The sequence below is a fragment of the Alteromonas sp. DY56-G5 genome, from assembly GCF_041414725.1.
GTDB classification, from domain to species: Bacteria; Pseudomonadota; Gammaproteobacteria; order Enterobacterales; family Alteromonadaceae; genus Alteromonas; species Alteromonas macleodii.
In genome coordinates, this window is sequence record NZ_JANHZQ010000043.1 from 1 (window position 1) to 25,900 (window position 25,900).

A 25,900-nucleotide genomic window follows, 5' to 3' on the forward strand; every position below is an offset into this window, starting at 1 on the left:
CCCCAGAGTAGTGAGGAAAAGACCGACTAAATACCCCACAAAGAAAAATGCCAGTCAGCTTAACTGACTGGCATTAGACTAAATACCCCACAAAGAAAAATGCCAGTCAGCTTAACTGACTGGCATTAGGCCTTAGTGCCGGCTTTTTGTTGTTCGTTTCTCTCAATATATTTCGTTCAGGGTTTATGACGCTATTGCAGCCTTTTCTTGCCCCCCTTTCTTGTTAGATTCTTCTTACATCCTGTCAGCGTTAATTCATCGACATTGGTCGTAATGTGCTTTAGCAAAACCAATTCTGTTTTACAGTGGTATAAGCAACGAACAAGCTAAAAACGAAACGTACCGTTTACTATCATCAACTATAGGAAGGTGAATCGTGACGCCAAAGGTTATTTTCTTCGATATTAATGAAACACTACTAGACATGCAGGCCATAAAAACAGGCTTAGCGTCGGTGCTAAACGGCGATGAGACACTGGTAGACTTATGGTTTGCTAACCTATTGCATCACAGTTTAGTGGATGTTGCGTCTGGACAGTTTCACGATTTCATTGATATTGGAGCCGCAGCGCTTACCATGGTAGCTCACAGTAAGGATATCTCTGTTGATGAGGCTACCGCAAAAGATACCATCAAACAGCATATTACCCGATTGCCAGCGCACGACGATGTTGTTCCTACATTAAAGGCGCTTCAAAGTGCTGGTGTAACCTTGGTCGCGCTTTCAAACTCGTCTAAAGCCGGACTAGACGCACAGCTTGAGTTTGCCAATATTAAGCCCTATTTTTCCCATGTATTAAGTGTGGAAAGTGTACGTACCTACAAACCACATGCTGCGGTTTATCACTGGGCCTGTCAGCAGGCTAACGTAAAGAACGAAGATGCCATGATGGTGGCGGCTCATGGTTGGGATGTAAGTGGTGCTAAGGCGACAGGTATGCAAACCGTATTCGTAGAGCGCTCGGGAAAAATGGTGTACCCGTTAGGGCTTGCTCCCGATCACAGCATTGCTTCGCTTACTGCGCTTATCGAAATGATAAGTTTGTAACGGGTTCTGTGTGAGGGCACAACGACCTCGCTGTGCCTGACCGCTACAAATCTAGCGTAGTTGCAAAATAAATAGGCGCAAACAAAAAAGTCTTACCGAAGTAAGACTTTTTTCAAATCGAAATACGAAACAATTAAACTTTTGCTAGCTCGGGCTGGTTTGGCTTAAAACCTTGTGTGCTGCAAGAATTGCGTTTCGTTTCTAGTGCGCTTAATTGACGCTTAAGCCATGACTTCTGAATACCTGACTTAGCTGCGTCCATTTCAGTGCTTACGCGAGTGATTTCTTTTCCGACGTTCACGCATGCTTTCTTATTCGGTTCAAAGCCGCCATTAGCCAAAACAGAAGAAGAAAACATTAAAGCTGATACTGCTATAAGCGTTTGCTGTTTCATAAGAGTCCCCAACTACTCGTTATAATCCCGGGTTAGTGTCATACCGTAAGAATGAGCATATATTTGCTCTCAAATCTGTAAGGAATATAGCAGGCCTTTTATTCTAGTTAGGTACTACAAAACATACGCAGTAATAAAACTTTGCCTACCTTGTTCTTGCTAACGCACATAAGCCATTGTCTTTTATATTATTATGTCGACAATGATTTACCTTACCATTCCACTTACGTATCGATTTTTATATTTTTACGCACTAAATAGTGAGCCTATCCATAGTATCGGCTACAGCAACAGCATTCTGCAGCAGCATTACTCACTATTAAGCGTTGCTATTAAAACACCTTAGCTTTTCTGGAACAAGAAAAGTTATAACAATCCTTTTACAGGTTTTAGGACAGAAATTGCATTCTGTAAGTATTTACTCACTATACTTACAAGCGACTACCTGCCGAGAGCTTTTCTACGGTTTGCATAACACTTCTGCCCATATCATCTAGGCTTATTACGCGCTTAGCGGCGCCCTTTTCTATGGCTACTTTGGGCATACCAAAAACTATACAACTAGCTTCGTCCTGACAAAATGTTTCGCAGCCCGCGTTAAACATTTCGTGAAGGCCGCTTGCGCCGTCGCTACCCATGCCCGTAAGTAAAACGCCTAACGCATTGCTACCAGCACTTTTACAGATAGAATTAAATAACACATCCACCGAGGGCTTGTGACCCGATACGCGCGCGCCATCGGTCAATCTAATCCGGTAATCAGCCCCGCTTCTTTCAATTTCCATGTGTTTATCGCCAGGTGCAAGGTAGGCTTGGCCTGGTAGTAAACGTTCTCCGCCTTTCGCTTCTTTGACCTGCATTTGGCACACGGCATCTAGTCGTTTAGCGTAAGTCGAAGTAAACCCTGCTGGCATGTGTTGTGTGATCACGGTGGCAGGAGCGTTCGCCGGAAAGGTGCGTAACACCTCTTTTATGGCTTCTGTCCCACCGGTCGAGGCACCAATTGCAATGATTTTCTCAGTACCCGAATAATTGACTTTGCTCACGGTAGACACTTTCGAAGGCGCTGATTTTTTCACTTTAGAGCGCGCAGCTGTACGTATTTTCTCAACAATCAACTGGTGATAGTCTGCCATGCCTTGCGCCACACCTATTTTGGGCTTTGCAACAAAGTCGATAGCTCCTAACTCCAAGGACCTCAGCGTGGCATCAGCGCCTTTTTCAGTTAGCGTAGAAATCATGACTACGGGCGTTGGCCTCGCATTCATCAGCACTTCTAGAAAGCGTAATCCGTCCACTTTAGGCATTTCTATATCAAGTGTAATAACATCTGGCGACTTTTCTAGAACCAGCTTTTTTGCCACGAAAGCATCGGGAGCAGCACCCACTAATGCCATGTCTGGCTCACTTTTTATAATTTCACTTAGAATTTGCCGGATCAGTGCCGAGTCATCTACCACCAAAACTTTTATCGTCATTGTTAGTCCTCGAAGATATCTACGCTACCGGTAGGTGCACGTCTTGACAGTTCCCACCGATGCTGACTTTCTCTTTCAATAATAGTGGCGTTATTAAGCTCGTGAATTCGTTTCATAAAGACATTGCCGTTGCTTGGAAAAAAGTAAACCTTGCGCGCGTAAACATCACATAAGTCACTGGCCAACATCGGTATGCCTTCCGTGCTTAAAAAGTCTGTTACGAATTCTGCGTTGAACTTCCCAACATCGTGCTGCACGAAGGACGGCACCACTTTTCCACCACCAAACACTTTTGCTTTTATTCGGGCTTTATTGGCACCGGCTTTCACTAAGTCGTTGATAAGAATTTCCATGGCATGCACGCCGTATTTGGCAGCCATACCTTGTGTTTTTTCGAACTCACTGGCAGTTTTATTTACTGTAGGCAACATAAAGTGATTCATGCCGCCAATGCCCGTTTCAGGGTCGTATAAACATGCCGCCACACACGAGCCCAATACCGTTACCAACATTTTATCTTGTGTTGTTACGAAGTATTGTCCAGGTAATAGCTTTACTGCGTCGATAGAAAAACGTTTGTCGTAATAGCTAATAGGTACTTCGAAATTACAAGATTCCACACGTGCTCCTAATGAACCGGGCGATATATAGTTTTACCTACCGGTCTCACAAGATTAGTACACATATTGAAGTTTTCAGAATGCCCTGCCATATAAAGTCCTGCAGGCTTTAACATACCCACCATTCTTTGTAACACGTTTAATTGCGTGGGCTTGTCGAAGTAAATCATTACGTTTCGACAAAAAATGATATCGAGCGGACCTTTTACATCCCACTTTGCATCGGTAAGATTGAGTTTTTTGAACTGCACCATATGTCTTAACTCATCCACTACTTTCACTTTTCCCTCGTTTGCACCTTTACCTTTATGGAAGAATTGTTTTTGTCTTTGGACGGGTATTTTCGCGATCGATGCTAAAGGATAAATACCCGCTTTGGCTTTTTGCAGTACCTTACTGTCTATGTCTGATGCAATGATTTTCACAGGCGTTTTGAAGCTTCCAAACGCCTCTGCGACGACCATGGCAATAGAGTAAGGCTCTTCTCCGGTGGAGCTGGCAGCACACCAGATAGTGGTTACTTCTGGATGTTGTTTTAAGTGCTCAGCCAGTGCAGTGAAGTGGTGTGGCTCGCGAAAAAACGACGTAAGATTGGTCGTCAATGCATTGATGAACTGCTCTAGCTCAGGTTCAGACTTATCAACTACGCCTAGATAATCGTTAAAGCTTGTGAGCTGAAGGGCTCTGATACGCCGAGCCAATCTGCTGTATACCATCGCTTCTTTAGCGTCTGACAACTTTATACCTGCTTTTTTGAAAAGCATGTTTTGCACTTTGTGGAAGTCCGCCTTTTCAAAGGCGAACTCCCGAGTGCTATCACGCGATGAAAGAACCGTTGTCATTAGAACGACTCCCACTCGGCTTCATCAGGCAGTGCGGGTTTCAATGCTTGTGCTTGAGGCGCGTTGTTAATCACTGAGGCTACGCGTGGCTGCTTGAAGTCGGTGTGAGAGAGCGCAGCGATGTGCTTTTGCTCCATTGACAAGCCCTTTCCAACTTCAAATACCGATACCCGTTCATTAAGTTGCAACGACTGCTGCTTCAAACTGTCCGCGGCGGCGGCAGCCTCTTCTACCAGTGCTGCATTTTGTTGGGTCATTTCATCCATTTGAATGACCGCTTTGCTCACCTCTTCAATGCCCGCCGCTTGCTCGGCAGACGCAGCGGCAATTTCAGACATAATGTCGTTTACGCGCTTAATGGAAGTTACTACCTCAGCCATGGTGTCACCCGATTTCACAACCAGCTCGTTACCGCTGGCTATTTTAGTAACAGAGTCGGAAATCAGTTCTTTGATGTCTTTAGCAGCTTCGGCTGAGCGCTGAGCTAAGTTTCTTACTTCTGAAGCAACTACCGCAAAGCCTCGCCCCTGTTCGCCCGCGCGAGCAGCTTCAACGGCTGCGTTTAAAGCAAGAATATTAGTTTGAAAAGCGATGCCGTCTATAACGCCAATAATGTCAGAGATCTCTTGTGCCGAGTCGTTGATTTGGGTCATGGTTTTCACCACTTCACCTATAACCTGCCCCCCTTCTGAAGCAATTTTACTCGCCTGTGCCGCTAAGCCATTCGCTTGCTCTGCATTTTCTGCGTTGAGTTTTACGGTTCCCGTTAGCTCTTCCATACTCGATGCAGTTTCTTCCAGGCTGGATGCCTGTTGCTCGGTGCGGCTTGATAAGTCAGCATTGCCCGTTGCAATCTCACCCGACGCCACATTAATGGTTTCTACTGCTTCGTTAATACTTGTGATGGTGCCTCGCATTTCGTTGATGAACTGATTAATGGCCTCGCCCAACACAGCAAAGTCACCGTCTAAAGCATGTTCAATGTTGACCGTTAAGTCGCCCTCAGTCAGCTTGGTCATTACGTGTTTAATTTCATCAACAGCTTGGGTTCTACCCGTAATATCGGTAGCAAACTTAACTACACGGAAAGGCTTACCGTTGTGGTCTAAAATAGGGTTATACGTGGCTTGAATAAATATCTCTTTGCCGTTTTTACCCAATCGACGATATTCACCTGAAGAAAAAGTGCCGCTGCGTAGCGCATCCCAAAACGCCGCGTATTCTGGGCTTGCTCGGTGAGCAGGGTCGACGAACATGCTGTGATGCTTACCTTTGATTTCATCTAAGGTGTAGCCCACCGTAGTTAGAAAGTTTTCATTGGCGTGCTGAATAATGCCATCCATATTGAACTCTATGACGGCCTGAGACTTTCCTATTGCAGCTAACTGCCCTTCAAAGTAGGCATTTTTCACTTTCTGTTCGGTGATATTACTGGCGTACTTCACCACTTTAACCACATTCCCACTCATGTCTAAAATAGGATTGTAGGTCGCTTGAATCCAAATATCTGAGCCGTCTTTCGCAATTCTGTGAAATTCACCCGAGTAAAATTGGCCTTCTGCCAGTTTTTTCCAAAACGATTGGTACTGTTCAGATTCTCGCTCTTGTTTAGTGACAAAAATGCGGTGGTGTTTGCCCTCAATTTCATCTAGGGAATAGCCAACCGTTGCCAGAAAGTTATCGTTGGCGACGAGAATATTGCCCTTTGTATCAAACTCGATCACCGCTTGTGATTTACTTATTGCGTCTATTTGCCCTGTGTTAAACGCGTTTTGTAGCTTCTGTTCAGTCACATCAGAGGCATATTTCACCACTTTTATTGGCTGGCCGAACTCGTCAAAAATAGGGTTATAAGACGCTTGGATCCAAAGCTCACTGCCATCTTTTTTTACCCGTTTGAATTCGCCTGACTTAAACTCACCTTTCTTTAAGTCACGCCAGAACGCTGCATACTCAGGGCTCATTTTATAGTTGGGTTCAACAAACATACTATGATGCTGACCTTTGATTTCGTTCAGCTCATATCCCGTTGTTGCGCAGAAGTTTGCGTTGGCGTTTTGAATAACGCCTTCAAGGTCGAACTCAATCACAGCAAGGGACTTGTCAATGGCATTTATTTGGCCTTCGTAGTCTGCATTTTTGCGTTTTTGCTCCGTTACATCGGTAGCAAACTTTACTACCCGAACAATATTCCCGAGCTTGTCATAGATAGGGTTATAAGAGGCTTGAATCCATACTTTGTCGCCGTTTTTCGCTACGCGGCAATATTCACCGCTGCTGTGCTCACCGTTTCGCAGCGATTCCCAGAATGATTTATATTCTTCAGACACGCCGTAGTCTGGCAATACAAAAAGGCGATGATGCTTACCAACAATGTCTTCTTTCGAATAACCTGTAACCTTCAAAAAGTTTTCATTGGCGTCTTCTACTATTCCCTCCGGCGTAAAGGAAATAATGGCTTGGCAACGATCTAACCCTGCCAATAAACCGGTTTTATATTGCAGCTCCTGATCATTAAGCCATTCCACCATAGTGCCGAGCTTGTCGCCTTCAACACTTTTAATGGTAGATAACTTAAGGGTAAAGAGTAAGTCGCCCACAGGCAGTAAAAAGGTATCGCTGCTATCACAGCTTTTGTAACGCAAATTCAGGTCGCTATTGTTGGCGAAAAACGCGGCCATAGTAGAGCCCGTCAGGCCTTGAAAATTAATGCCTGGTAAAGCACGCTTGAACTGCGTTTGGTGCTCGTTGGCTAAAGCATAAAATGCTTTGTTGGCGAAGGTGATCGTTCCCTCGGCATCGACCAACATCAAACATGCGGTACTTTCGCTTAGCGCTTGCTCTTGAAAGCGTGAAAGACTTTGTGCCGCTACTAACTCTTCATTATGAAATATATTAAATACGCCCATTATTCCATCCACCTGATTTGCGACGCTCTGTTCTAAGAGCGTCAAACTAAATGCCGTGTAATAAAAAAGGCGAATTCCTTTTCAAGAATTCGCCTTCGCTTTTTTAGAACGACTCCCAATCGTCACTGCTTGGTACTTTTGGAGCCAGTTTCTTTTGCGTTTTAATTGCTGTAACCGGTGCAACGTGTTTATTCTTGTTTACTGATGCAGCTTTTATTGGTTTTTCTTCACTGACCGTCGCTTTATCACCAATGTTAAATGCTGATACGCGTTCAGATAAACTTCCCGCTTGCTGCTGCAAACTTTCTGCGGCAGCCGCAGCCTCTTCCACCAGCGCTGCATTTTGTTGCGTCATTTCATCCATTTGCACAACGGCTTTACTTACCTCTTCAATTCCAGAAGCTTGCTCAGAACTCGCCGCTGCAATTTCAGACATAATGTCGTTAACTCGCTTAATGGAAGTCACTACTTCTTCCATGGTGTCGCCTGACTGATTGACGAGTTTGTTACCGCCATCAATCTTGCTTACCGAGTCTGATATAAGCTCTTTGATTTCTTTTGCTGCTTCGGCAGAACGCTGTGCCAGGCTTCGTACCTCTGACGCAACTACCGCAAAGCCACGGCCCTGCTCACCTGCTCGTGCAGCTTCTACGGCAGCGTTTAATGCCAGAATATTAGTTTGGAATGCGATGCCGTCGATTACGCCGATGATGTCTGAAATTTCCTGCGCAGACTCGTTGATAGACGACATGGTGTCCACAACCTGACGGATTAACTCACCGCCCCGCGACGCGATTTCACAGCTCTGAGACGCTAAGCTATTGGCTTGTTCCGCATTTTCAGCGTTGAGCTTGACGGTACCGGTAAGCTCTTCCATGCTCGACGCCGTTTCTTCAAGACTAGACGCCTGCTGTTCGGTACGACTTGATAGGTCTGAATTTCCTGTGGCAATTTCAGACGAGGCCGTATTGATTGTCTCTACTGCTTGGTAAATTGAACCGATAGTGCCAGACATTTCACTAACGAATTGATTTATAGCATCGCCTAGTACTTGGAATTCACCCTCAAACTGTTCATCAAGCTCCGCCGTTAAGTCACCGCCTGATAAGCGGGTCATCACATCACTGATAGAACCGATAATGCGACGCATATCGTCGATAAAGCGGTTGATTGACGTGCCAAGCTCTTTAAATTCACCCTCGAACTCATGCTCAATGCGGCAATCTAAATTACCCTGAACCAATTCATTCATGGCTTTTTTGATATCGCTAATAGCTTGTTTTCTACCAGTAATATCAATGGCATATTTCACCACACGGTGAGGTCTACCGTTTTGATCCAAAATAGGGTTATAAGACGCTTGGATCCAAACTTCTTTCCCGCCTTTGCCAACACGCTTAAATTCGTCAGTGAACTGCACGCCTTGGCGCAGCTGCTCCCAAAACTGACTGTACTCAACACTGCGCTTATACTCATCTTCAACAAACATACTGTGATGCTTGCCTTTAATTTCATCCAGGCTGTAGCCAACCGTGTTTGTGAAATTCTCGTTGGCGTTTAAAATTTTGCCCTCAAGGTCAAATTCAATAACGGCCTGCGCTTTGTTTATTGCGTCTATTTGACCTTCAAAATATGCATTGCGTAACTTAGATGCAGTGATGTCGGTGGCGAATTTCACAACGCGAATAACTTTACCTTCGCCATCGAAAACCGGGTTGTAGGTGGCTTGGATCCAAATCTCTTTCCCCATTTTGTCGAAACGACAAAACTCGCCGTTTTGTGGCTTGCCCTCTTTGAGGTCGCGCCAAAATTGGGCGTACTCTTCTGAGCGAATGTATTGTGCGTCACAGAACATTTTGTGATGGTTGCCAACAATTTCATTGAGGCTGTAGCCAAGCGCATTAAGAAAATTGTCGTTCGCGTTTTGGATAACACCATCGGCGTTAAATTCGATAACAGCCTGGGCATTATTCAATACATTTAGCATCGTACTTTTAATGAGTAATTCTGACTGATCAACCCATTCAACCATGGTGCCTATATTGTTATTCTCTTGGTCAAAAAACGGCGTAAGGGTGAGTTTGAAGTTTAAGTCGCCAATGCTAATCGTAGAGGTCATTGTTGATTTCAGTTCAGCAAGGATATTGCGCTGATGCGAAGGATTACGATGAAACTGGTCGATGTTTTGACCTTCCAAGTTGTCAGCAGAGAAACTGGGGAGTACAGCCTGAAGTTTCTTCTCGTTTTCTTTAAGCAGCGACTTTACAGACTGATTAGCATAGATAATATTTCTGTCAGCATCGGCCATCATGATGCAACAGGTTGTAGCATCAAGTGCCTGTTTATTTCTTAATGCTTGATTAACGTCCGTTGCTTTTGTGAAGTCTTCTAACCACGTCATAATTCCCATTTTCTCAGCCCTCAACCACTTGTGCTTTTGTTTCAACTAAACCCAATTCGTTACTTGTAATTAAGCTTTCAATATTGACTAGAATAACCATGTGCTCATCGACATCGGCCAGTCCGTGAAGGTACTTGCTATCGAACGCCACACCGAACTCTGGTGGCGGCAGCATGTCTTCTTCGGAAAGGCGAATGACGTCAGACACGCCATCTACCACAATGCCAACGATCCGCTCGTGAACGTTAAGCATAATGACGATAGTAAAATCGTTATAAGTGGCTTCACCTACGTTGAACTTAATGCGTAAGTCGACGATAGGTACAATGTCGCCACGAAGGTTTATCACGCCTTTAATGAAGTTTGGCGCATTGGCAATTTTGGTAACCTGTTCGTAACCACGAATTTCCTTCACGGTTGTGATATCAAGGGCATAGTGCTCCTCGCCCAAGACAAAACTTAAGAATTCGTTCTCTTTCGATGCGCTAACGGCTTGTTGTAAGGCTGCTTCGCTCATAGTGAAACCTCTTCATTTGGAACATTTGTACAGTTAGTAGCCACTGAGTCTGCATCCAAAATCATGGCTACCTTGCCATCCCCCATAATGGTTGCACCTGCGATCCCTGCTACTTTTTTGTAATGTTGCTCAAGGCTCTTAATTACGACTTGTTGTTGACCCACTAGCGAGTCCACCAGCACGCCATAGCGCTTCTTGCTGCTTTCTAGTAGCACGACGATGCCTTTGGTTGGCTCAGTAATGCCATCGTCTACCTGCATAAGTTGAGTAAGTGACACCAGCGGCCAGTACTGGTCTCTAATCCACAATACTTTGTCATTGCCAAGGGTTTTCACTTGAGATGATGTGGGTTGAAATGATTCGATAACATTAAGTAGTGGGATAACGAAAATTTGATCGCCAACCGATACACACATGCCGTCTACGATAGCGAGCGTGAGTGGTAAGTGGATATAAAACGCAGAGCCCTCACCCTGCGATGATTCAATTTCAATGCGCCCGCCAATAGACTCGATGTTTCTGCGAACCACATCCATGCCTACACCTCTGCCCGACACATCAGTAACTTCTGCAGCCGTTGAAAAACCCGCTTGAAATATTAGCTGCCAAATTTCACTATCTGGCATGTCAGGCGATACGGGTAGCCCGTTCTGGGTCGCCTTTTCTAGAATGCGTTCTTTGTTCAAGCCAGCGCCGTCATCAATAATGCCAATGATGATGCTACTGCCCTTTTGCTCGGCACTTAAGATAACAGTACCGTTCTCGGCTTTGCCACATGCTCTGCGCTTTTCAGGGCTTTCGATACCGTGGTCGATACTATTTCTGACTAAGTGCGTAAGTGGGTCGACCAGTTTTTCGATAAGGCTCTTATCAATTTCTGTGTTGCCACCTTGAATAACCAAATCGACTTTCTTGCCTAGCTTCGATGACAGGTCGCGTACAACACGGGGAAAGCGATTGAACGTCATGTTTACCGGTAGCATACGCATAGACATGACAGACTCTTGAATTTCACGGGTATTGCGCTGCAACTCGTCTATAGCAAGCTGTAGGCGCTCTCCGACTTGCCCTTCAACTTCCTGCCCCACGTTGGAAAGCATAGATTGTGTGATTACCAGTTCACCAACTAAATTAACCATTGCATCAATTTTGGTCGTGTCTACACGAATTGACGCGGCCTCTTTCGTCGCGGCTTTCGGTTTCGTTTTAACGGGTTTAACAATAGGTTGTTTGGGTGTGGCTTGTTGTGAAGTAGGCTGAGTAACTTCTGGTTTTATGGGAAGTGCGTCTGGTTCGAAGAAACCAAAACCCTCATCAACTTTGCCAGCGTCAGTATCGGCTTCACGTTGAGCTTGCGTCTCTGTTGATAGCGTTTCATCTTCGAACAGTCCAAAGCCTTCGATTTCATCTGCGCTATTTAGGCTTTGAGGAGTATCTAATGCGGTTTCATGGGATTCAGCCTCGTCTTCATCAAAGAATCCAAAACCTTCAATCTCATCACCTGCGTTAGCTTCACCTTGCACGCTTTGCTCACACTCCTCCTGCGCGTTTTGTGGCGTTTGACCTGACGCACTTGCCAGAGTGTCTTCAAGTACCTTAATGCTAGCGTCGATTTGTTCTTGGGGAAGGTCTGTTTGTTCTTTATAAGCTGATAACGTGTCCTTCAACACATCTAGGGTTTGCAGAAAAACATCAACAATTTCCGCCGTAACATGAATTTCCTGGTTTCGGGCTTTGTCGAGCAAATTCTCCATTACGTGAGTCACATTCATCAACGCATCAAAACCGAAAATCCCACTGCCGCCTTTTATGGAATGCGCTGCTCTAAAGATACTGTTCAGCTCTTCAGGGTCTGGCGCATCCACATCCAAAGTCATGAGCAACTGCTCCATATCTTGGAGATGCTCATCACTCTCATCAAAAAACACACCGTGAAATTGGTTTACATCAATGGTCATGACTGACTCCCATTTACCCTATTCGAATCGACTTTTATCTAGCCTAAAACGCGCTTCATCACATCGAGTAGCTTGTTGGGATCAAAAGGTTTCACCATCCAACCCGTTGCTCCCGCTGCTTTGCCTTTAGCTTTCATGTCATCACCTGCTTCTGTGGTAAGCATGACAATTGGCGTAGACTTAAAGTTAGCTAAACCTCGAAGTGATTTAATGAGCGTAAGTCCGTCCATTCGAGGCATGTTTTGATCGGTAAGCACGAAGTCAAAACGTGCGCCTTGGCATTTGTCCAACGCTTCTTGACCATCTTGTGCCGTTGTAACGTTATAGTTCGCCGACTTAAGGGTCATCTCTACCATCTGGCGAATAGACACAGAGTCGTCCACAATCAGTATGCTTTTGCTCATAACTCAATCACCTATAAAAATGTCAGGGTTAATCACACAAGGTTGTGTAACTATTTATTCTTGCTGTTAAAAAAGTTCTACGTCACCCGCGTCCATCGACGTCGCCGAAACAGGGTTGTGGTCGGCTTGTCCTTTCTCGGTTAGCGAAGTCTGATAGTTGGCTAGGTTTTCTTTTACTTTCGCCGCCGTATCGGGGCTGAGTTCTGAAAGCTGTAACACTATGAAATCGATGATTTCGCGGGTGTATGTGAGGTTCTGACCGTTTATGTCACCAAACTGCAAGCCGCGAATGGCCGCCGCTGTTGCATCTGCCAACTGCTGACGAATTGCTTCAAGTTCGCTTGCGCCTTGAATATCCGCTTCGGCTTTTTTGATAATGCCTTTAAGTTGCTCGCTTATCGCATCTTTTGCATTCACCACGTGAGAAATGTCCTGTGACGCCACAACTTCTGCGGTCTCAGTCAATTTATCGATAAGCGATTTTATGTTCTCTATTTGCGTTTTGATTACGTCGCTAAACTGGGTAGAGCGAGTAGATAACGCGCGTACCTCGTCAGCAACTACAGCAAAACCGCGACCCGCTTCACCGGCTCGGGCGGCTTCAATGGCTGCGTTTAGCGCCAACAGATTGGTCTGGGAAGAAATATCATCAATACCACTTAAGGCTTCGATAACAGTAGGCATAGCCTGCTGAATGGTTTGCACTTGAGTTTCTAACGCTCTTGTAGAGTCGGTCATTTCAGTTGTTGAGGCGATAAACTGCGTTAGTGTGGTATCGGTATCAGAAGCAAAAGTGCGCATTTTGTCGGCATAGGCACAATCACTATTATCGTCATCTTTTATCAGATTATTGATACTCGCTTCTTGCTGCCCCAGAAGGGTTTGGAGCGAAATAAACGAGTCGCTTAATGTGGCAACCGCGTCGTTTTGTGTTGAGAATATATCCGCAAGATTTGATGAGGTAACTGTGAGTATGCTGCTGGCCTCAGACACTGCTACATCCATTGATTCATTAGCTAATGAAGCGTGGTCTGGGTATGCAACCTGTTGATTTGATTGACTTGCACTACTATCTGCATGAGCCTGGTTACCATTTGTCACTTTGAGAAGGACAAAGAGCCAAAATAGAACGCAAACAGAACTAACAGCAAGACCGAGGTGCGCTATTGACGTAAAAGCCAGACTCCAACTCGCCGACATCATAAGAAACGCGACAATAAAAGCGTTGCTCTTGTTAGAGAAAAAATTATCCAAGTAACTTGCTGCTATGGCGACCACAATCGTACCTCAATTGTTACTACCGCGTTAACGGATGTACAAAACACGATTAAAGTATGGCCAAGTTTCCAGCTTCAACAATTATACTTTTGAATATTTTTGTTAACTTATTACATTGGTGACATTTGCGACATATCAATATTGCTAGAGCACTAAGATAGAACCATACAATAGTTCGGCACTTTTAATTTTCGTATCAACATCAAAGGCGCGAACCCGCTCCCAGCTCTTCAAGCGTATCCAAAATTGCATCTGAAATATCTTCTAACGGCTTGATAAAACTAGCGGCTTTCATTTCTACAGCCACTTTGGGCATACCATAAACAACGCAGGTTTTCTTATCCTGACAAAAGGTAACGGAACCTTTGGTGTGCATATTCTTAAGGCCTTGCGCCCCATCGCGCCCCATTCCGGTAAGCAGTACACCCACCGCGTTTGCGCCAGCATGCTCAGCCAATGAATCAAACATCACATCAACAGAGGGCTTGTGCCCAGATACCTTGGGCCCATCATCAAGGGTTAAACGGTAATCTGCGCCACTACGTTCTACTTTCAAATGCTTATTACCTGGCGCTAAATACGCAAAACCCGGCAACAAACGTTCACCTCCATGGGCTTCTCTTACGGTTATCTCACAAAGACTATCGAGCCGCTTGGCATAGGTGGTGGTAAAGCCCGGCGGCATGTGTTGGGAAATAATGGTAGCTGGTGCATTGCGAGGAAAATGCATGATCACGTCTTTTATTGCTTCGGTTCCCCCAGTTGATGCGCCTATACCAATTAGCTTTTCTGTGCCGGTATAGCGCATAGAAGCATGTTTTGTGCAACGTGTTTGGGTTGGTTGGCCCAGTCTTGAGTGAGCGGCGGCCTTTATCTTTTCAACGATAACCGCTGCATATTCCGCCATGCCTTGTGCCACACCTAGCTTTGGCTTTGCCATAAAATCTACCGCGCCAAGCTCCAACGCACGCAGTGTTGCATCGGCACCTCGTTCAGTCAGCGTAGATATCATCACAACTGGGGTTGGCATCGCCTTCATCATTACTTCTAAAAAACGTAGCCCGTCTACCTTCGGCATCTCAATGTCTAGAGTAATTACATCGGGCCTGAACTCTTGTACCATTCGCTTGGCAACATAGGCGTCTGGCGCCGCCCCCACCAGCAATAAGCTAGGATCGCGCGTGATAATTTCTGACAGGATTTGGCGTATTAACGCAGAGTCATCAACTACGAGGACTTTTATAGGCATGTGACTGTTCCGAAAAAGAAATAACACCAGTTTTGGCTTGTTCAGAGAGTAGCACCCGATGGGTTGATTCACGCTCGTAAAGCGTGGCATTGTTAAACTCACGAATTCGCTTCATATAAACATTGCCGTCGGCCGGAAAGTAATAAATTTTGCGTGCATAGGTAGACATTAAGTCGCTACTAATAAGCGGTATGTTCGCGTTATCCAGATATTCCAAAACGAATTCAGCGTTGACTCGGCCAATGTCCTGCTGCACAAATCCAGGCAGTACCTTCCCCCCTCCAAACGCTTTTGCCACGAGCTTATTGCGACGAGCGCCAAGGTGAACAAGCTGATCGATTAACATGTTCATGGCATGTACACCGTACTTTGTGGCTAAGCAAGCGTCGAGGTTCGTGGTGAAGTTGAGATCGGGCAACATAAAGTGATTCATACCGCCAATCTTCTTTTCCTGGTCGAAAATACACGCAGCCACACAAGAGCCCAAGATGGTTACTAACGCTTTATCTGAAGCGGTGGCGTAATACTGTCCCGGCAAGAGTTTCACGGCCTCTTTTTGAAGGCGGTTGTCAAAATAACGAATGGGATTTTCATCCTGACTCATACTGCAAATTCCTTTTAACCGACTGGCCGATAAATGGTTTTCCCCATGGGTGCGACCAGTTCAGGATACATCGTGAAGTTTTCAGAATGTCCTGCTACATACATACCGTCACTACACATCAATTTCACCATGCGCGCTAAAATTTTACGCTGCGTAGGGCGATCGAAATAAATCATGACATTACGGCAAAAAATCACATCTACCGGCGCTTCCACACACCAGTTTGGTGACATTAAATTTAGTGGTTCGAACTGCACCATTTTTCTCAGTTCATCTACTACCCTTACTCTCCCTGTTTGTGCGCCTTTCCCCCTGTAGAAAAATTGTGTTTTATAGTCATAAGACAACTGACTAATACTGTTTTGGGCGTACACACCCTCACGGGCTTTTTGTAATACTTTGCTGTCGATATCTGTGGCAAGAATATGTATATCGGGAGTGAAGGTGCCAAACACCGATGCCACTGTCATTGCAATGCTGTAAGGCTCTTCTCCTGTACTGCTTGCAGCGCACCAGATGCGCTTAGTTTGAGGCCGCTTTCTCAAGTAGTTGGCAAGTGCGTCAAAGTGATGTGGCTCTCTGAAAAACGCTGTAAGGTTTGTGGTGAGCGCATTGATAAAGTGCTCCATCTCATCTTTACAGCTGCCTACGTACGTTAGGTATTCCTTGAAGCTGTTTATCTCAAGGGTGCGCAGCCGCCTGGCAAGGCGACTGTATACCATCGCATCTTTAGAATCAGATAAGTTAATTCCAGCTTGTTTAAACAGCAGGCTTTTTACCCGTTCAAAGTCTCTTCGGCTATATGAAAATTCCCTTTGAGCGTCCGTGCTTGGTATAGCGGTCATACACTAAAACGCCTCCCAATCTGACTCGTCGGGCGCAGCTGGATTCAGCGCTTTCATTCGCTGTTTAGGCACTTCACGTTCTTTAGGTAATGCTTTGCTACCATTGAGCGACTGCATCTCAGCGGCTTGGCTAGGTTTACGGTTACTTCCTACCTTAAACACCGACACCCTTTGCGCTAATTCACCCGATTGCTGTCTCATGCTATCCGCAGCCGCCGCAGCCTGTTCCACCAGCGCAGCGTTCTGCTGTGTCATCTCGTCCATCTGAACCACTGCATTACTGACTTCCTGAATTCCGGTGGCTTGCTCAGACGATGCCGCAGCAATTTCTGACATGATGTCGTTAACACGTTTAATTGCCGTGACAATGTTAGCCATGGTTTCCCCAGACTTGTTTACTAACACATTGCCATCACCAATTTTGTCCACTGAAGCTGAAATTAACGCCTTAATATCTTTTGCTGCCTCTGCAGAACGCTGCGCTAGCGTTCTCACCTCAGAGGCGACGACAGCAAATCCACGGCCTTGCTCGCCAGCTCGTGCGGCTTCAACCGCCGCGTTAAGGGCAAGTATATTGGTTTGAAAGGCAATGCCGTCTATAACACCGATAATGTCTGAAATGCGCTGAGCAGAGTCGTTAATTTCACCCATGGTGTGCACGACTTGCTCTATAACCTTACCGCCCTCCGACGCCACTTCCGAAGCTTGGCTTGCCAAACCTTTGGCTTGGTCGGCATTTTCTGCGTTTAACTTCACCGTACCGGTTAGCTCTTCCATTGCGGACGCCGTTTCTTCTAAACTTGAAGCTTGCTGTTCAGTACGACTAGACAAGTCTGCATTACCCGTAGCTATTTCATTTGAAGCGGTATCTATAGTTTCAACGGCAGTGTGTATTTGAATTATTGTGTCGCGCAACTCACCGATGAAGTTGTTGATAGATTCGCCGAGCACTTTGAAATCACCTTCCAAAGGCTCTTCTATCGTTTTCAGTAAATCGCCGTCTGTTAGGCTGGCCATAATAGACTTAATACTTTCTACTGCTAACGTTCTTCCCGTTACGTCTGTAGCGTATTTCACTACTCTAAATGGCTTGCCATTTTGGTCTAAAATTGGGTTGTAAGAGGCTTGAATGTAAACTGGTTTACCTGACTTATTGAAGCGCTTATATTCTCCGCTAGCATACACACCATGACGCAACTGTTCCCAGAATGCGGCATACTCTGGGCTGTTTTTGAAAGCAGGATCCACAAAAATACTGTGATGCTTACCTTTCACTTCATCAAGGGTATAACCCATCGCGGCGAGGAAGTTGCTGTTGGCGTTTAAGATCACTCCCTCAAGATCAAATTCGATGACAGCCTGAGACTTACTAATAGCGTTCAACTGGCCTTCAAAGTAAGCATTTTTCAATTTGTCTTCAGTGATATTGGTCGCGTATTTCACCACTCTAAACGGATTGCCGTTCATGTCTTCTATCGGGTTGTAAGAAGCTTGGATCCAAACGGCTTTGCCTGCTTTGCTTATACGCTTAAACTCTCCAGAGAAGAAGTTTCCTGCTTTAAGTTCAGACCAAAAGCGCTGGTACGACTCAGACTGTCTGGTTTCCTCATCTACAAATATTTGGTGATGCTTCCCTTTGATTTCATCTAGTCGATAACCCATGGTATTGAGGAAGTTATCGTTGGCGCTAATGATGGTGCCATCCACGTCAAACTCTATAACCGCCTGCGATTTACTGATCGCGTTGATTTGACCTTCAAAATACGCATTTTTCAATTTATCTTGCGTTATATCAGTGGCGAACTTCACCACTTTGAATGGCTTGCCCGAGCTGTCAATTATGGGATTGTAAGACGCGCGGATCCATATTCCCCTGCCACCTTTTGCAATGCGCTTATATTCACCCTCACTGTGCTCCCCTGCTTTTAAGCTTTGCCAAAAAGCTGCATATTCAGCACTTAATTTATAGCCCGGGTCGACAAACATACTATGATGCTGCCCTTTAATTTCCGATAAGCTGTAACCCATTGCAGCGAGGAAGTTTTCATTGGCGTCAAGAATGTGCCCCTCAAGGTCAAACTCAATGACAGCCTGGGATTTATTAATAGCGGTAATTTGCCCCTCGTAATCCGCATTTTTCTGCTTTTGCGCAGTAATGTCAGAGGCAAATTTAATGATGTAGTCTACCTCACCGTTGTCATCAAACACTGGGTTATAGGTTGCTTGAATCCACACCTCTTCGCCTTGCTTGTTTATTCTGCAAAACTCTCCGCTGTGTACATCGCCACTTTTAAGCTTTTGCCAAAACTGTTTGTATTCGTCGCTTTGTGCATAGTTACTGTCGACAAAAATACGATGATGCTTTCCCACCACCTCACTTTCGCTGTAACCCATAGCAGATAAAAAGTTGTCGTTGGCTGACAAGATTTCACCATCTGTAGTAAAGGAAATCACTGCTTGGCTTCGCATAATGGCATCGACCATACCTTTATTGCGTTTATTTTCAGTGTTGTCCTGCCACTCGGTGACATAAAGCTGAGTGCCATTCTCATCTACCGTTATGACTGATGACGTGACACAAAAACCATGTTCGGCGAGAGAAACAAGTTGCTTGTGACCGCCCGAAGTATGAGCAAGCGAATAAGACACATTTTCTGATGGGTTGGATCCATTAGTAATGTCGTCTATGTGCTTGCCTGAAAGTGATGATTCACCATCACTGACGGAAAAATCCTTTGGATAGGCTTTTGCCATGCTCAAAAAAGCGGGAGTGTGAAAGTGAATAACTCCAGACTTGTCGATAACCAACAAATTCGAAGCACTGGCCTTAAGAATGCTCGACTTCAAAAGCGCGTCGTGTTTCGCTACTTTTAACTCTTCGCCGTTAAGAAAATTAAATACGCCCATAACTAATATTTCCCAATGTCAGGTGTTTCCGTTTAGTGAAGGACCTTGTTACTACGCGTCGTCTTTTACGCTTTCAGGTGCGACTAAACCCAGCTCTTCGCTAGTAATTAAGCTTTCTATGTTCACCAGAATGACCATATTTTCATCCACATCGGCCAAGCCATGTAGATACCTGCTGTCAAAAGCCACGCCAAACTCTGGTGGCGGCAGTACTTGTTCTTCAGACAAGCGAATAACATCGGATACGCCATCTACCACGATGCCAACGATGCGCTCTTGAATATTCAGCATTATCACTATTGTGAAGTCGTTATACGTGGCCTCGCCTACATTAAACTTAATGCGCAAATCCACGATGGGAACAATGTCACCACGCAAATTAATCACGCCTTTTATGAAGGCGGGTGCGTTCGCAATTTTGGTAACTTGTTCATACCCTCTAATCTCCTTAACTGTAGTTATGTCCAAAGCGTAATGCTCATCGCCAAGTACAAAACTTAAGTATTCCTTGTCTTGTCCACCGGTAACCGCTTGATGCAAGGCAGTTTCACTCATGAAAGTAACTCCTCTATTTGACTGGAGGTATACGTTGTAGCAATGGAGTCTGCATCGATGATGAGTGCGACTTTACCCTCACCCATAATGGTTGCTCCCGCTATTCCAGCCACTTTTCGGTAATGCTCTTCTAAGCTCTTAATCACTACCTGCTGCTGGCCAACTAGTGCATCAACCAGAATACCGAAACGCTTCTTGCTGCTTTCAAGCAACACCACAATACCCTCTGTAGGAGAAAGTGCTGCTCCCTCTACTTCCATAAAGTCGTAAAGAGGAACCAAAGGCCAGTATTGGTCACGGATGTACAGCACGGTATCGTTACCCAATGTTTTCAGTTGTTGCTTGGTGGGCTGGAAGGATTCAATAATATTTAAAAGTGGGATCACGAAGATTTGCTTACCCACCGACACACACATGCCATCAACGATGGCTAGCGTAAGCGGCAGGTGAATGAAAAAGGCTGAGCCTTCTCCAGCGCTCGACTCGATATCGATGCGCCCGCCAATTGACTCGATATTACGACGCACCACGTCCATACCAACCCCTCTTCCTGACACATCGGTAATGGCTTCAGCAGTTGAAAACCCTGGTTGGAATATAAGCTGCCATACTTCTGAATCAGGCATATCATCAGATACGGCAAGCCCGTTACTTCGAGCTTTATCAAGAATTTTGTCGCGGTGTAAACCGCCTCCATCATCAATAATGCTAATAATAATGCTGCCGCCTTTCTGCTCGGCACTTAGAATAACCGTGCCTTTCTCTGGCTTGCCGGCAGCAGCGCGTTTTTCAGGTGTTTCAATTCCGTGATCAATACTGTTGCGTACCAAGTGAGTAAGGGGGTCGACAATTTTTTCAATCAAGCTTTTATCAATCTCGGTACTTCCACCCTGAAGCACCAGCTCAACCTGTTTGCCTAACTTCCCTGCCAAGTCTCTTACTAAACGAGGGAAGCGATTAAAGGTTGCGGTTAGTGGAAGCATGCGCATCGACATGACCGATTCTTGGATTTCCCGCGTGTTTCGCTGCAGTTCATCGATAGCAAGCTGAAGTCGCTCGCCAACTTGCCCTTCAACGTCTTGCCCTATCATGGAAAGCATTGACTGGGTGATAACCAGTTCGCCAACTAAATTGACCATGGCATCAATTTTAGTGGTGTCTACCCGGATAGAGGCCGATTCACGGGCGGTGCTTTTTTTCGCTGGCGGCTTTGATGGCGTTTTGGCTTGTGTTGACGTGGGGGCGGCGCCACTTGTTGGTGCTTTAACATTGCTAGATGTTGTTGCTGTATTCGATGGAGTATTGGCGCTTTGTGCGTTGTTACCACTCGCAGATTCTAGAGAAGTATTAATATTGCTAGCTGAAGGTGCGTCTTCAAAAAAGCCAAAACCCTGATGTTCTCCGGTCTTTGTAGTGCCCGCCACAGCAGAACCAGACTTATCCGTTTGGGACATGTCGGTAGTATTTAGTGTCTCCTCATCATCGAAGAACCCAAAACCCTCATCCTCTTTTACTGACTTTTGAGTAGACGTCTCTTGAGTGAGGTTGCTCTCACCCAGTGCGTCGTCAAAGAAACCGAAGCCTTCATCGTCTTCACTATTGCTTTGGATTGTCTCCTCTTGGCTAACTTCGTTAAGCGGCTCGTCGTCGAAAAAGCCGAAACTATCGTCAGAGTCTGAAGCAGGATCACCGGGCTCATCATCGAAAAATCCGAAGCTATCATCTTGTACGCTTTCGTTTTGCGTATTCTCATTTTGGACAGATGGAGCACGACTAGGGTCAGAGGCAGTATCAGTGATTTGCCCGTTAATTACCTCATTAAGTATTTTGATTCGCTGCGCAATGCTGTCTTCTGGAACCGGCGTTTCATCGCGATAAGCATTGAGCGTGTCTTTCAACACATCGAGGGTTTCTAAAAGCACGTTTACAATTTCAGCGGTAATGCTGAGTTCATTGTTACGCGCTTTATCTAGCAAATTCTCCATCACATGCGTTAAGTTCATCAACGCATCAAAGCCGAAAATGCCACTGCCACCTTTAATAGAATGGGCAGCACGGAAAATGCTATTTAGCTCCTCAGGATCAGGTGACTCAATATCTAAGCTCATCAATAGCTGTTCCATATCGTCGAGATGCTCGTCGCTCTCGTCGAAAAACACGCCATGAAACTGTTCAATATCGATGCTCATTCCGAATCCTTCCAGATTTTAAGAGTGGGTGGGCGACTTAGCCCAACACGCGCTTCGTTACATCAAGAAGCTTGTTGGGATCGAAAGGTTTTACCATCCAGCCTGTAGCGCCTGCGGCTTTTCCCTTCGCTTTCATATCGTCGCCTGCTTCAGTGGTAAGCATTACGACTGGTGTTCTGCTGTAAGCCCCAAGGCCTCGCAAATTTTTAATAAGCGTAAGGCCGTCCATTCGAGGCATATTTTGGTCGGTTAATACGAAATTGAACTGCTGACTTTTACATTTATTTAACGCTTCCTGGCCATCTTGGGCCGTCGTTACAGTATAGCCCGCCCCTTTGAGGGTCATCTCTACCATCTGACGAATAGATACTGAATCGTCTACAACTAAAATGTGTTTGCTCATATGCTCACTCCTCCAAAGTATGTCATTACTGACGGTGCTTCCTGTTCCTTTCTTAGCTTAGAACAATTCCACTTCCCCTGCGTCCATTGACGTTGCAGACACTGGGTTGTGGTCATTTTTTCCTTTCGCAGCGAGCCCTTTTTGGTACTCGTTTAATGCGCTTATAAAATTCTCGATATTGTTGGCATCTAACGTGGCCAACTGCTCTAAAATGAACTTGATCATTTCTTGGGTGTACTGAATGTGTTGGCCGTTAATGTCACCGAATTGCATACCCCGAATGGCCGCGTTTATCGACTCATCAAGTTGCAAACCTATGTCTTCAATTTGCTTTGTAGTTACCAGGTCAGCCTCTGCCTTTTTGATAATTTCTGAAAGCTGCTCGCTGATATGTGACTTCGCATTTACCACCTGAGATATATCTTGCGACGCAACAAACTCTGCAGTATCGGTAAGCTTATCTACCAAGCTTCTTATATTTTCGACCTGAGTTTTGATGACATCGCTGAACTGAGTAGATCGAGTCGATAGCGCTCTCACTTCATCTGCGACTACAGCAAAGCCTCGGCCTGCTTCTCCTGCTCGCGCCGCTTCAATAGCTGCGTTCAAGGCAAGTAAATTTGTTTGAGCTGCAATGTCATCAATACCACTTAGGGCTTCTATTACCGTTGGCATGGCTTGTTGAATGGTTTGAACTTGCTCCATTAAATGCTTCGTCGATGACGACATTTGCTCTGTGGATTCTATAAATTGCGTTAGCGTTCCATCGGTTTCGCGAGCGAAGTTGCGCATTCGATCCGAATACGACTGCGTATGCGCTTCATCCACGCTAAGTAAATCTTCAATGCACTCAGTTTGTTGAGAAACTAGCCCCTTTAAGCTACTAAAAGCGTGGGAAAGTGTTTCTACTGCATCATCCTGCGTCGATTTAATATCCGATAAATTGCCGTCGCAGGTGCTCAGCGATACGCTTAGCCCCTGACTAACGGCCTCCAAATCTGCGCTGCCTTTTCCAGCTCCATCTTCCGCGTTGTCGTCTGCCGGATATATCTCTTCACTTTCACTGTTACTTTTTGCATGAATAAGTGCACAAACAACAATGGCGCCGGTTAGGACGGCTAGAGCCGCGAGTGCCGAAACTAAAAAATACAGCGCCCACGAAGCGATAACCCCAATGCCAGAAATAGCGAAAATGCTTTTCACAGCGCTTTGCTGATTTGAAGATGCGTTGTTAGATGACAAAAAACTCTCCTTGAGAATCACACACGGCTAAGCACCACCTCAAATGTCACGCTACGCAAAATCAACGAGGGCAACGAATGAAGCAACACGCTTCTCGCCATTATTAGCCACCGGAAAACTTCACTGAATTCCGCGTCAAAGGTGATAGGCCGAAAACTATCTCTTACAAACACAATGTCACAACGCGTTCTCCCTAAGGAGTAACAACGTTATATTTCGCTGTGTTTTTACATATGAAGTAAGCGTAGTACCCATTTTGAAAAGTAGGCAAGAACATGCATAAGTTTTTTATTAAAAAAGCGTTTTTGGGCTTTAATTGCGCTTAAAAAGCGCTAACTTGAACTTATCGCGCTTGTTTTCTACTACTAAGGAATAAGGTGGAGTTGGCCCATAACAACCAAAAAGATGATTAGATTGATATTTCTGCAAGGCATTCGGTGTTGGTGCCTGTGTTTTTCAACCGCCGGGATCAAAAAAGCCCTCGCATTTCTGCAAGGGCTTCAATGATGGTGCCTCGACCCGGGATCGAACCAGGGACACGCGGATTTTCAATGTAAATCACTAATTTAAGTCTTTGAAAATAAGTTACTTTTAATTTCTTTGCAAATTCTTTGCAAAAAGAACTCTTTTCTGTTTTACTGGCGCTATGGCAAAACAGACTGAAAGACACGACATAAACGATGAGCTGTATATCTTTAAACAAGATAACAGTGAACGCTGGTACGCGCGATTTATACTAACCAACCACAAAAAATGGCTCTGTAAATCAACTAAGAAGAAAGATAAAGACGAAGCTATCGCCATGGCACATCGAATCTTCTTAGACCACCAAATTAGACACGAAAATAACACACTAGTCCAAAGTAAGCGATTCAAAGACGTAGCTGACCGCGTCATCGAAAAGCTTGAAGAGCAACTAGAACACGGGGGCGGTAAACGCACCTATAAAGACTATATTCGAGCTTTAGAAAACTACCACATACCTTACTTTTCACGGACATTTATTACTTCAATTGACCAAGAAGAAATATCTAAATTTGATGAGTGGCGTAAAGGGCGGATGAAGAAGTCTCCAGCCTCCTCTACATTATTAACTCACAATGCTGCTCTTCAGCTCGTTTTTAAAGAAGCTATTGAGCAAAAATGGATGATCGCCGCTCAAGTACCTGTTCTTTCATCTAAAGGTGAAGCAGGCAAACGCCGCTCTGCATTTTCGGAAGAGGAATACGAAGCTGTATTGGACGCAATACTAGAAAGAGAATTTAATGCCCATAGTGAAAAAACTCGTCAGATCTGTGAGTTACTTTATGATTATTGTGAAATAACAATAAATACTGGTATTAGGCACGGAACGGAAATGGACGCCTTAACGTGGAAGGACATCGAAATAAAAACGCAAGGGTCTAAAGCTCAATTCTTCATTCACATCACCAAAGGTAAAACAACAAAATATACAGGCCCTCGTAAAGTAGTTTGTAAACGTGATGTGATTGGTGCTTTAACTAGACTCAGAGAACGTTTTCCACTGCGTACACCTAACCAAAAACTATTTTTGCTAGCAAATGGTGAACCCACAAAGCAATTAGGTAAGGCATTTGAGAAAGCTCTCCAAAGTTCGGGATTAAAAGAGTCACCCAGAGGACCGCGAACGCTATACTCTCTTCGACATACCTACATTACGTGGCAGCTTCTCAACGGAACCAGCATGGACGTAATTGCGCGCCAATGTGGAACCAGTACAGCAATGATCGAGCAGCACTATAGTCACGTAAAGCCGGAAATGTTTGCCGATGCTTTGTCTGGAGTAACATTTGACAAAGAAGAGCCCAAAGCATTGTCTAAGAAAACATTGAACAGACGTGCAAAGACCGCAGAGCGCGACGAAAAACGCTTTAAAGAATGGGCTGAGGAGTTGAGAAAGCGTGGGTGTATTTAGTGCAAAATATAGTGAGATAATATTATTAATAAGTTCCGCCTAACGATGAAGTGAAAAAAAAACTGAGATAAAAACCGATTGCCGGTCGGTACTCTCTATGTATAATACCTATCGTTAATCG

At 45.1% G+C, this 25,900-nt stretch carries 20 protein-coding genes; 2 read left to right on the forward strand and 18 right to left on the reverse strand.

What is annotated here, in order from left to right; translation table 11 throughout:
- Window positions 1-376 precede the first annotated feature (376 nt).
- Complete coding sequence (locus NO989_RS17390) at window positions 377-1,048, forward strand: haloacid dehalogenase type II (RefSeq protein ID WP_156085804.1); 672 nt, start codon at window positions 377-379, stop codon at window positions 1,046-1,048.
- Between the two features lie 133 nt (window positions 1,049-1,181).
- Here the strand turns inward: NO989_RS17390 and NO989_RS17395 are convergent, their stop codons facing one another.
- The 18 genes from NO989_RS17395 to NO989_RS17480 form a co-directional block, all read right to left on the reverse strand.
- The gene (locus tag NO989_RS17395; RefSeq protein ID WP_014947949.1) at window positions 1,182-1,442 is read right to left on the reverse strand and encodes a hypothetical protein; all 261 of its coding nucleotides are present in this window, start codon (window positions 1,440-1,442) and stop codon (window positions 1,182-1,184) included.
- A gap of 431 nt (window positions 1,443-1,873) precedes the next feature.
- Window positions 1,874-2,920, reverse strand: coding sequence for a chemotaxis response regulator protein-glutamate methylesterase (locus tag NO989_RS17400; protein ID WP_014947948.1), 1,047 nt, complete (start codon window positions 2,918-2,920; stop codon window positions 1,874-1,876).
- A 2-nt stretch (window positions 2,921-2,922) separates the two neighbouring features.
- Window positions 2,923-3,540, reverse strand: coding sequence for a chemoreceptor glutamine deamidase CheD (gene cheD / locus NO989_RS17405; RefSeq protein ID WP_156085803.1), 618 nt, complete (start codon window positions 3,538-3,540; stop codon window positions 2,923-2,925).
- A gap of 8 nt (window positions 3,541-3,548) precedes the next feature.
- Window positions 3,549-4,382 carry a CheR family methyltransferase gene (locus NO989_RS17410; protein ID WP_014947946.1) on the reverse strand — a complete coding sequence of 278 codons (834 nt, stop codon included), beginning with the start codon at window positions 4,380-4,382 and terminating at the stop codon, window positions 3,549-3,551.
- Window positions 4,382-7,291, reverse strand: coding sequence for a PAS domain-containing protein (locus NO989_RS17415; RefSeq protein ID WP_371342954.1), 2,910 nt, complete (start codon window positions 7,289-7,291; stop codon window positions 4,382-4,384). The genes NO989_RS17410 and NO989_RS17415 overlap by 1 nt, the downstream gene beginning before the upstream one ends.
- Window positions 7,292-7,394: 103 nt before the next feature.
- Window positions 7,395-9,701, reverse strand: coding sequence for a methyl-accepting chemotaxis protein (locus NO989_RS17420; RefSeq protein ID WP_371342947.1), 2,307 nt, complete (start codon window positions 9,699-9,701; stop codon window positions 7,395-7,397).
- A 4-nt stretch (window positions 9,702-9,705) separates the two neighbouring features.
- On the reverse strand, window positions 9,706-10,209 hold the full coding sequence (locus NO989_RS17425) for a chemotaxis protein CheW (RefSeq protein WP_014947943.1): 504 nt from the start codon (window positions 10,207-10,209) through the stop codon (window positions 9,706-9,708).
- Window positions 10,206-12,167, reverse strand: a complete 1,962-nt coding sequence (locus NO989_RS17430) for a chemotaxis protein CheA (protein WP_371342948.1) — start codon at window positions 12,165-12,167, stop codon at window positions 10,206-10,208. The genes NO989_RS17425 and NO989_RS17430 overlap by 4 nt, the downstream gene beginning before the upstream one ends.
- A gap of 38 nt (window positions 12,168-12,205) precedes the next feature.
- The gene (locus NO989_RS17435; RefSeq protein ID WP_168476566.1) at window positions 12,206-12,571 is read right to left on the reverse strand and encodes a response regulator; all 366 of its coding nucleotides are present in this window, start codon (window positions 12,569-12,571) and stop codon (window positions 12,206-12,208) included.
- A 66-nt stretch (window positions 12,572-12,637) separates the two neighbouring features.
- Window positions 12,638-13,849, reverse strand: a complete 1,212-nt coding sequence (locus NO989_RS17440) for a methyl-accepting chemotaxis protein (protein WP_371342949.1) — start codon at window positions 13,847-13,849, stop codon at window positions 12,638-12,640.
- A gap of 202 nt (window positions 13,850-14,051) precedes the next feature.
- Window positions 14,052-15,098 (reverse strand): chemotaxis response regulator protein-glutamate methylesterase, encoded by a 1,047-nt coding sequence (locus NO989_RS17445; protein WP_371342950.1) that lies wholly within the window; start codon window positions 15,096-15,098, stop codon window positions 14,052-14,054.
- Window positions 15,073-15,702 carry a chemoreceptor glutamine deamidase CheD gene (gene cheD, locus NO989_RS17450; protein WP_014997028.1) on the reverse strand — a complete coding sequence of 210 codons (630 nt, stop codon included), beginning with the start codon at window positions 15,700-15,702 and terminating at the stop codon, window positions 15,073-15,075. The genes NO989_RS17445 and cheD (NO989_RS17450) overlap by 26 nt, the downstream gene beginning before the upstream one ends.
- Window positions 15,703-15,716: 14 nt before the next feature.
- Entirely contained in the window at window positions 15,717-16,547 is an 831-nt protein-coding gene (locus NO989_RS17455) for a CheR family methyltransferase (protein ID WP_014997027.1), read from the reverse strand.
- Between the two features lie 3 nt (window positions 16,548-16,550).
- Window positions 16,551-19,454, reverse strand: a complete 2,904-nt coding sequence (locus NO989_RS17460; RefSeq protein ID WP_371342951.1) for a PAS domain S-box protein — start codon at window positions 19,452-19,454, stop codon at window positions 16,551-16,553.
- A 51-nt stretch (window positions 19,455-19,505) separates the two neighbouring features.
- On the reverse strand, window positions 19,506-20,009 hold the full coding sequence (locus NO989_RS17465) for a chemotaxis protein CheW (RefSeq protein ID WP_014947935.1): 504 nt from the start codon (window positions 20,007-20,009) through the stop codon (window positions 19,506-19,508).
- Window positions 20,006-22,198: a chemotaxis protein CheW gene (locus NO989_RS17470; RefSeq protein ID WP_371342952.1), complete on the reverse strand. Its 2,193-nt coding sequence runs from the start codon at window positions 22,196-22,198 to the stop codon at window positions 20,006-20,008. The genes NO989_RS17465 and NO989_RS17470 overlap by 4 nt, the downstream gene beginning before the upstream one ends.
- 37 nt (window positions 22,199-22,235) lie before the next feature.
- Window positions 22,236-22,601, reverse strand: coding sequence for a response regulator (locus NO989_RS17475; protein WP_371342953.1), 366 nt, complete (start codon window positions 22,599-22,601; stop codon window positions 22,236-22,238).
- Between the two features lie 57 nt (window positions 22,602-22,658).
- Window positions 22,659-23,393 carry a methyl-accepting chemotaxis protein gene (locus tag NO989_RS17480; RefSeq protein ID WP_370245610.1) on the reverse strand — a complete coding sequence of 245 codons (735 nt, stop codon included), beginning with the start codon at window positions 23,391-23,393 and terminating at the stop codon, window positions 22,659-22,661.
- A gap of 1,096 nt (window positions 23,394-24,489) precedes the next feature.
- Here NO989_RS17480 and NO989_RS17485 point away from each other — a divergent pair.
- Complete coding sequence (locus tag NO989_RS17485; RefSeq protein ID WP_012516826.1) at window positions 24,490-25,779, forward strand: tyrosine-type recombinase/integrase; 1,290 nt, start codon at window positions 24,490-24,492, stop codon at window positions 25,777-25,779.
- Window positions 25,780-25,900 lie beyond the last annotated feature (121 nt).

What these genes read in the sequence shown, in the direction of transcription:
- NO989_RS17395 (WP_014947949.1), bottom strand. Translation starts at nt 1,442, where the DNA reads ATGAAACAGCAAACGCTTATAGCAGTATCAGCTTTAATGTTTTCTTCT.
- NO989_RS17400 (WP_014947948.1), bottom strand. Translation starts at nt 2,920, where the DNA reads ATGACGATAAAAGTTTTGGTGGTAGATGACTCGGCACTGATCCGGCAA.
- NO989_RS17410 (WP_014947946.1), bottom strand. Translation starts at nt 4,382, where the DNA reads ATGACAACGGTTCTTTCATCGCGTGATAGCACTCGGGAGTTCGCCTTT.
- NO989_RS17415 (WP_371342954.1), bottom strand. Translation starts at nt 7,291, where the DNA reads ATGGGCGTATTTAATATATTTCATAATGAAGAGTTAGTAGCGGCACAA.
- NO989_RS17420 (WP_371342947.1), bottom strand. Translation starts at nt 9,701, where the DNA reads ATGGGAATTATGACGTGGTTAGAAGACTTCACAAAAGCAACGGACGTT.
- NO989_RS17425 (WP_014947943.1), bottom strand. Translation starts at nt 10,209, where the DNA reads ATGAGCGAAGCAGCCTTACAACAAGCCGTTAGCGCATCGAAAGAGAAC.
- NO989_RS17430 (WP_371342948.1), bottom strand. Translation starts at nt 12,167, where the DNA reads ATGACCATTGATGTAAACCAATTTCACGGTGTGTTTTTTGATGAGAGT.
- NO989_RS17435 (WP_168476566.1), bottom strand. Translation starts at nt 12,571, where the DNA reads ATGAGCAAAAGCATACTGATTGTGGACGACTCTGTGTCTATTCGCCAG.
- NO989_RS17445 (WP_371342950.1), bottom strand. Translation starts at nt 15,098, where the DNA reads ATGCCTATAAAAGTCCTCGTAGTTGATGACTCTGCGTTAATACGCCAA.
- cheD (WP_014997028.1), bottom strand. Translation starts at nt 15,702, where the DNA reads ATGAGTCAGGATGAAAATCCCATTCGTTATTTTGACAACCGCCTTCAA.
- NO989_RS17455 (WP_014997027.1), bottom strand. Translation starts at nt 16,547, where the DNA reads ATGACCGCTATACCAAGCACGGACGCTCAAAGGGAATTTTCATATAGC.
- NO989_RS17460 (WP_371342951.1), bottom strand. Translation starts at nt 19,454, where the DNA reads ATGGGCGTATTTAATTTTCTTAACGGCGAAGAGTTAAAAGTAGCGAAA.
- NO989_RS17465 (WP_014947935.1), bottom strand. Translation starts at nt 20,009, where the DNA reads ATGAGTGAAACTGCCTTGCATCAAGCGGTTACCGGTGGACAAGACAAG.
- NO989_RS17470 (WP_371342952.1), bottom strand. Translation starts at nt 22,198, where the DNA reads ATGAGCATCGATATTGAACAGTTTCATGGCGTGTTTTTCGACGAGAGC.
- NO989_RS17475 (WP_371342953.1), bottom strand. Translation starts at nt 22,601, where the DNA reads ATGAGCAAACACATTTTAGTTGTAGACGATTCAGTATCTATTCGTCAG.
- NO989_RS17480 (WP_370245610.1), bottom strand. Translation starts at nt 23,393, where the DNA reads ATGCGCAACTTCGCTCGCGAAACCGATGGAACGCTAACGCAATTTATA.
- NO989_RS17485 (WP_012516826.1), top strand. Translation starts at nt 24,490, where the DNA reads ATGGCAAAACAGACTGAAAGACACGACATAAACGATGAGCTGTATATC.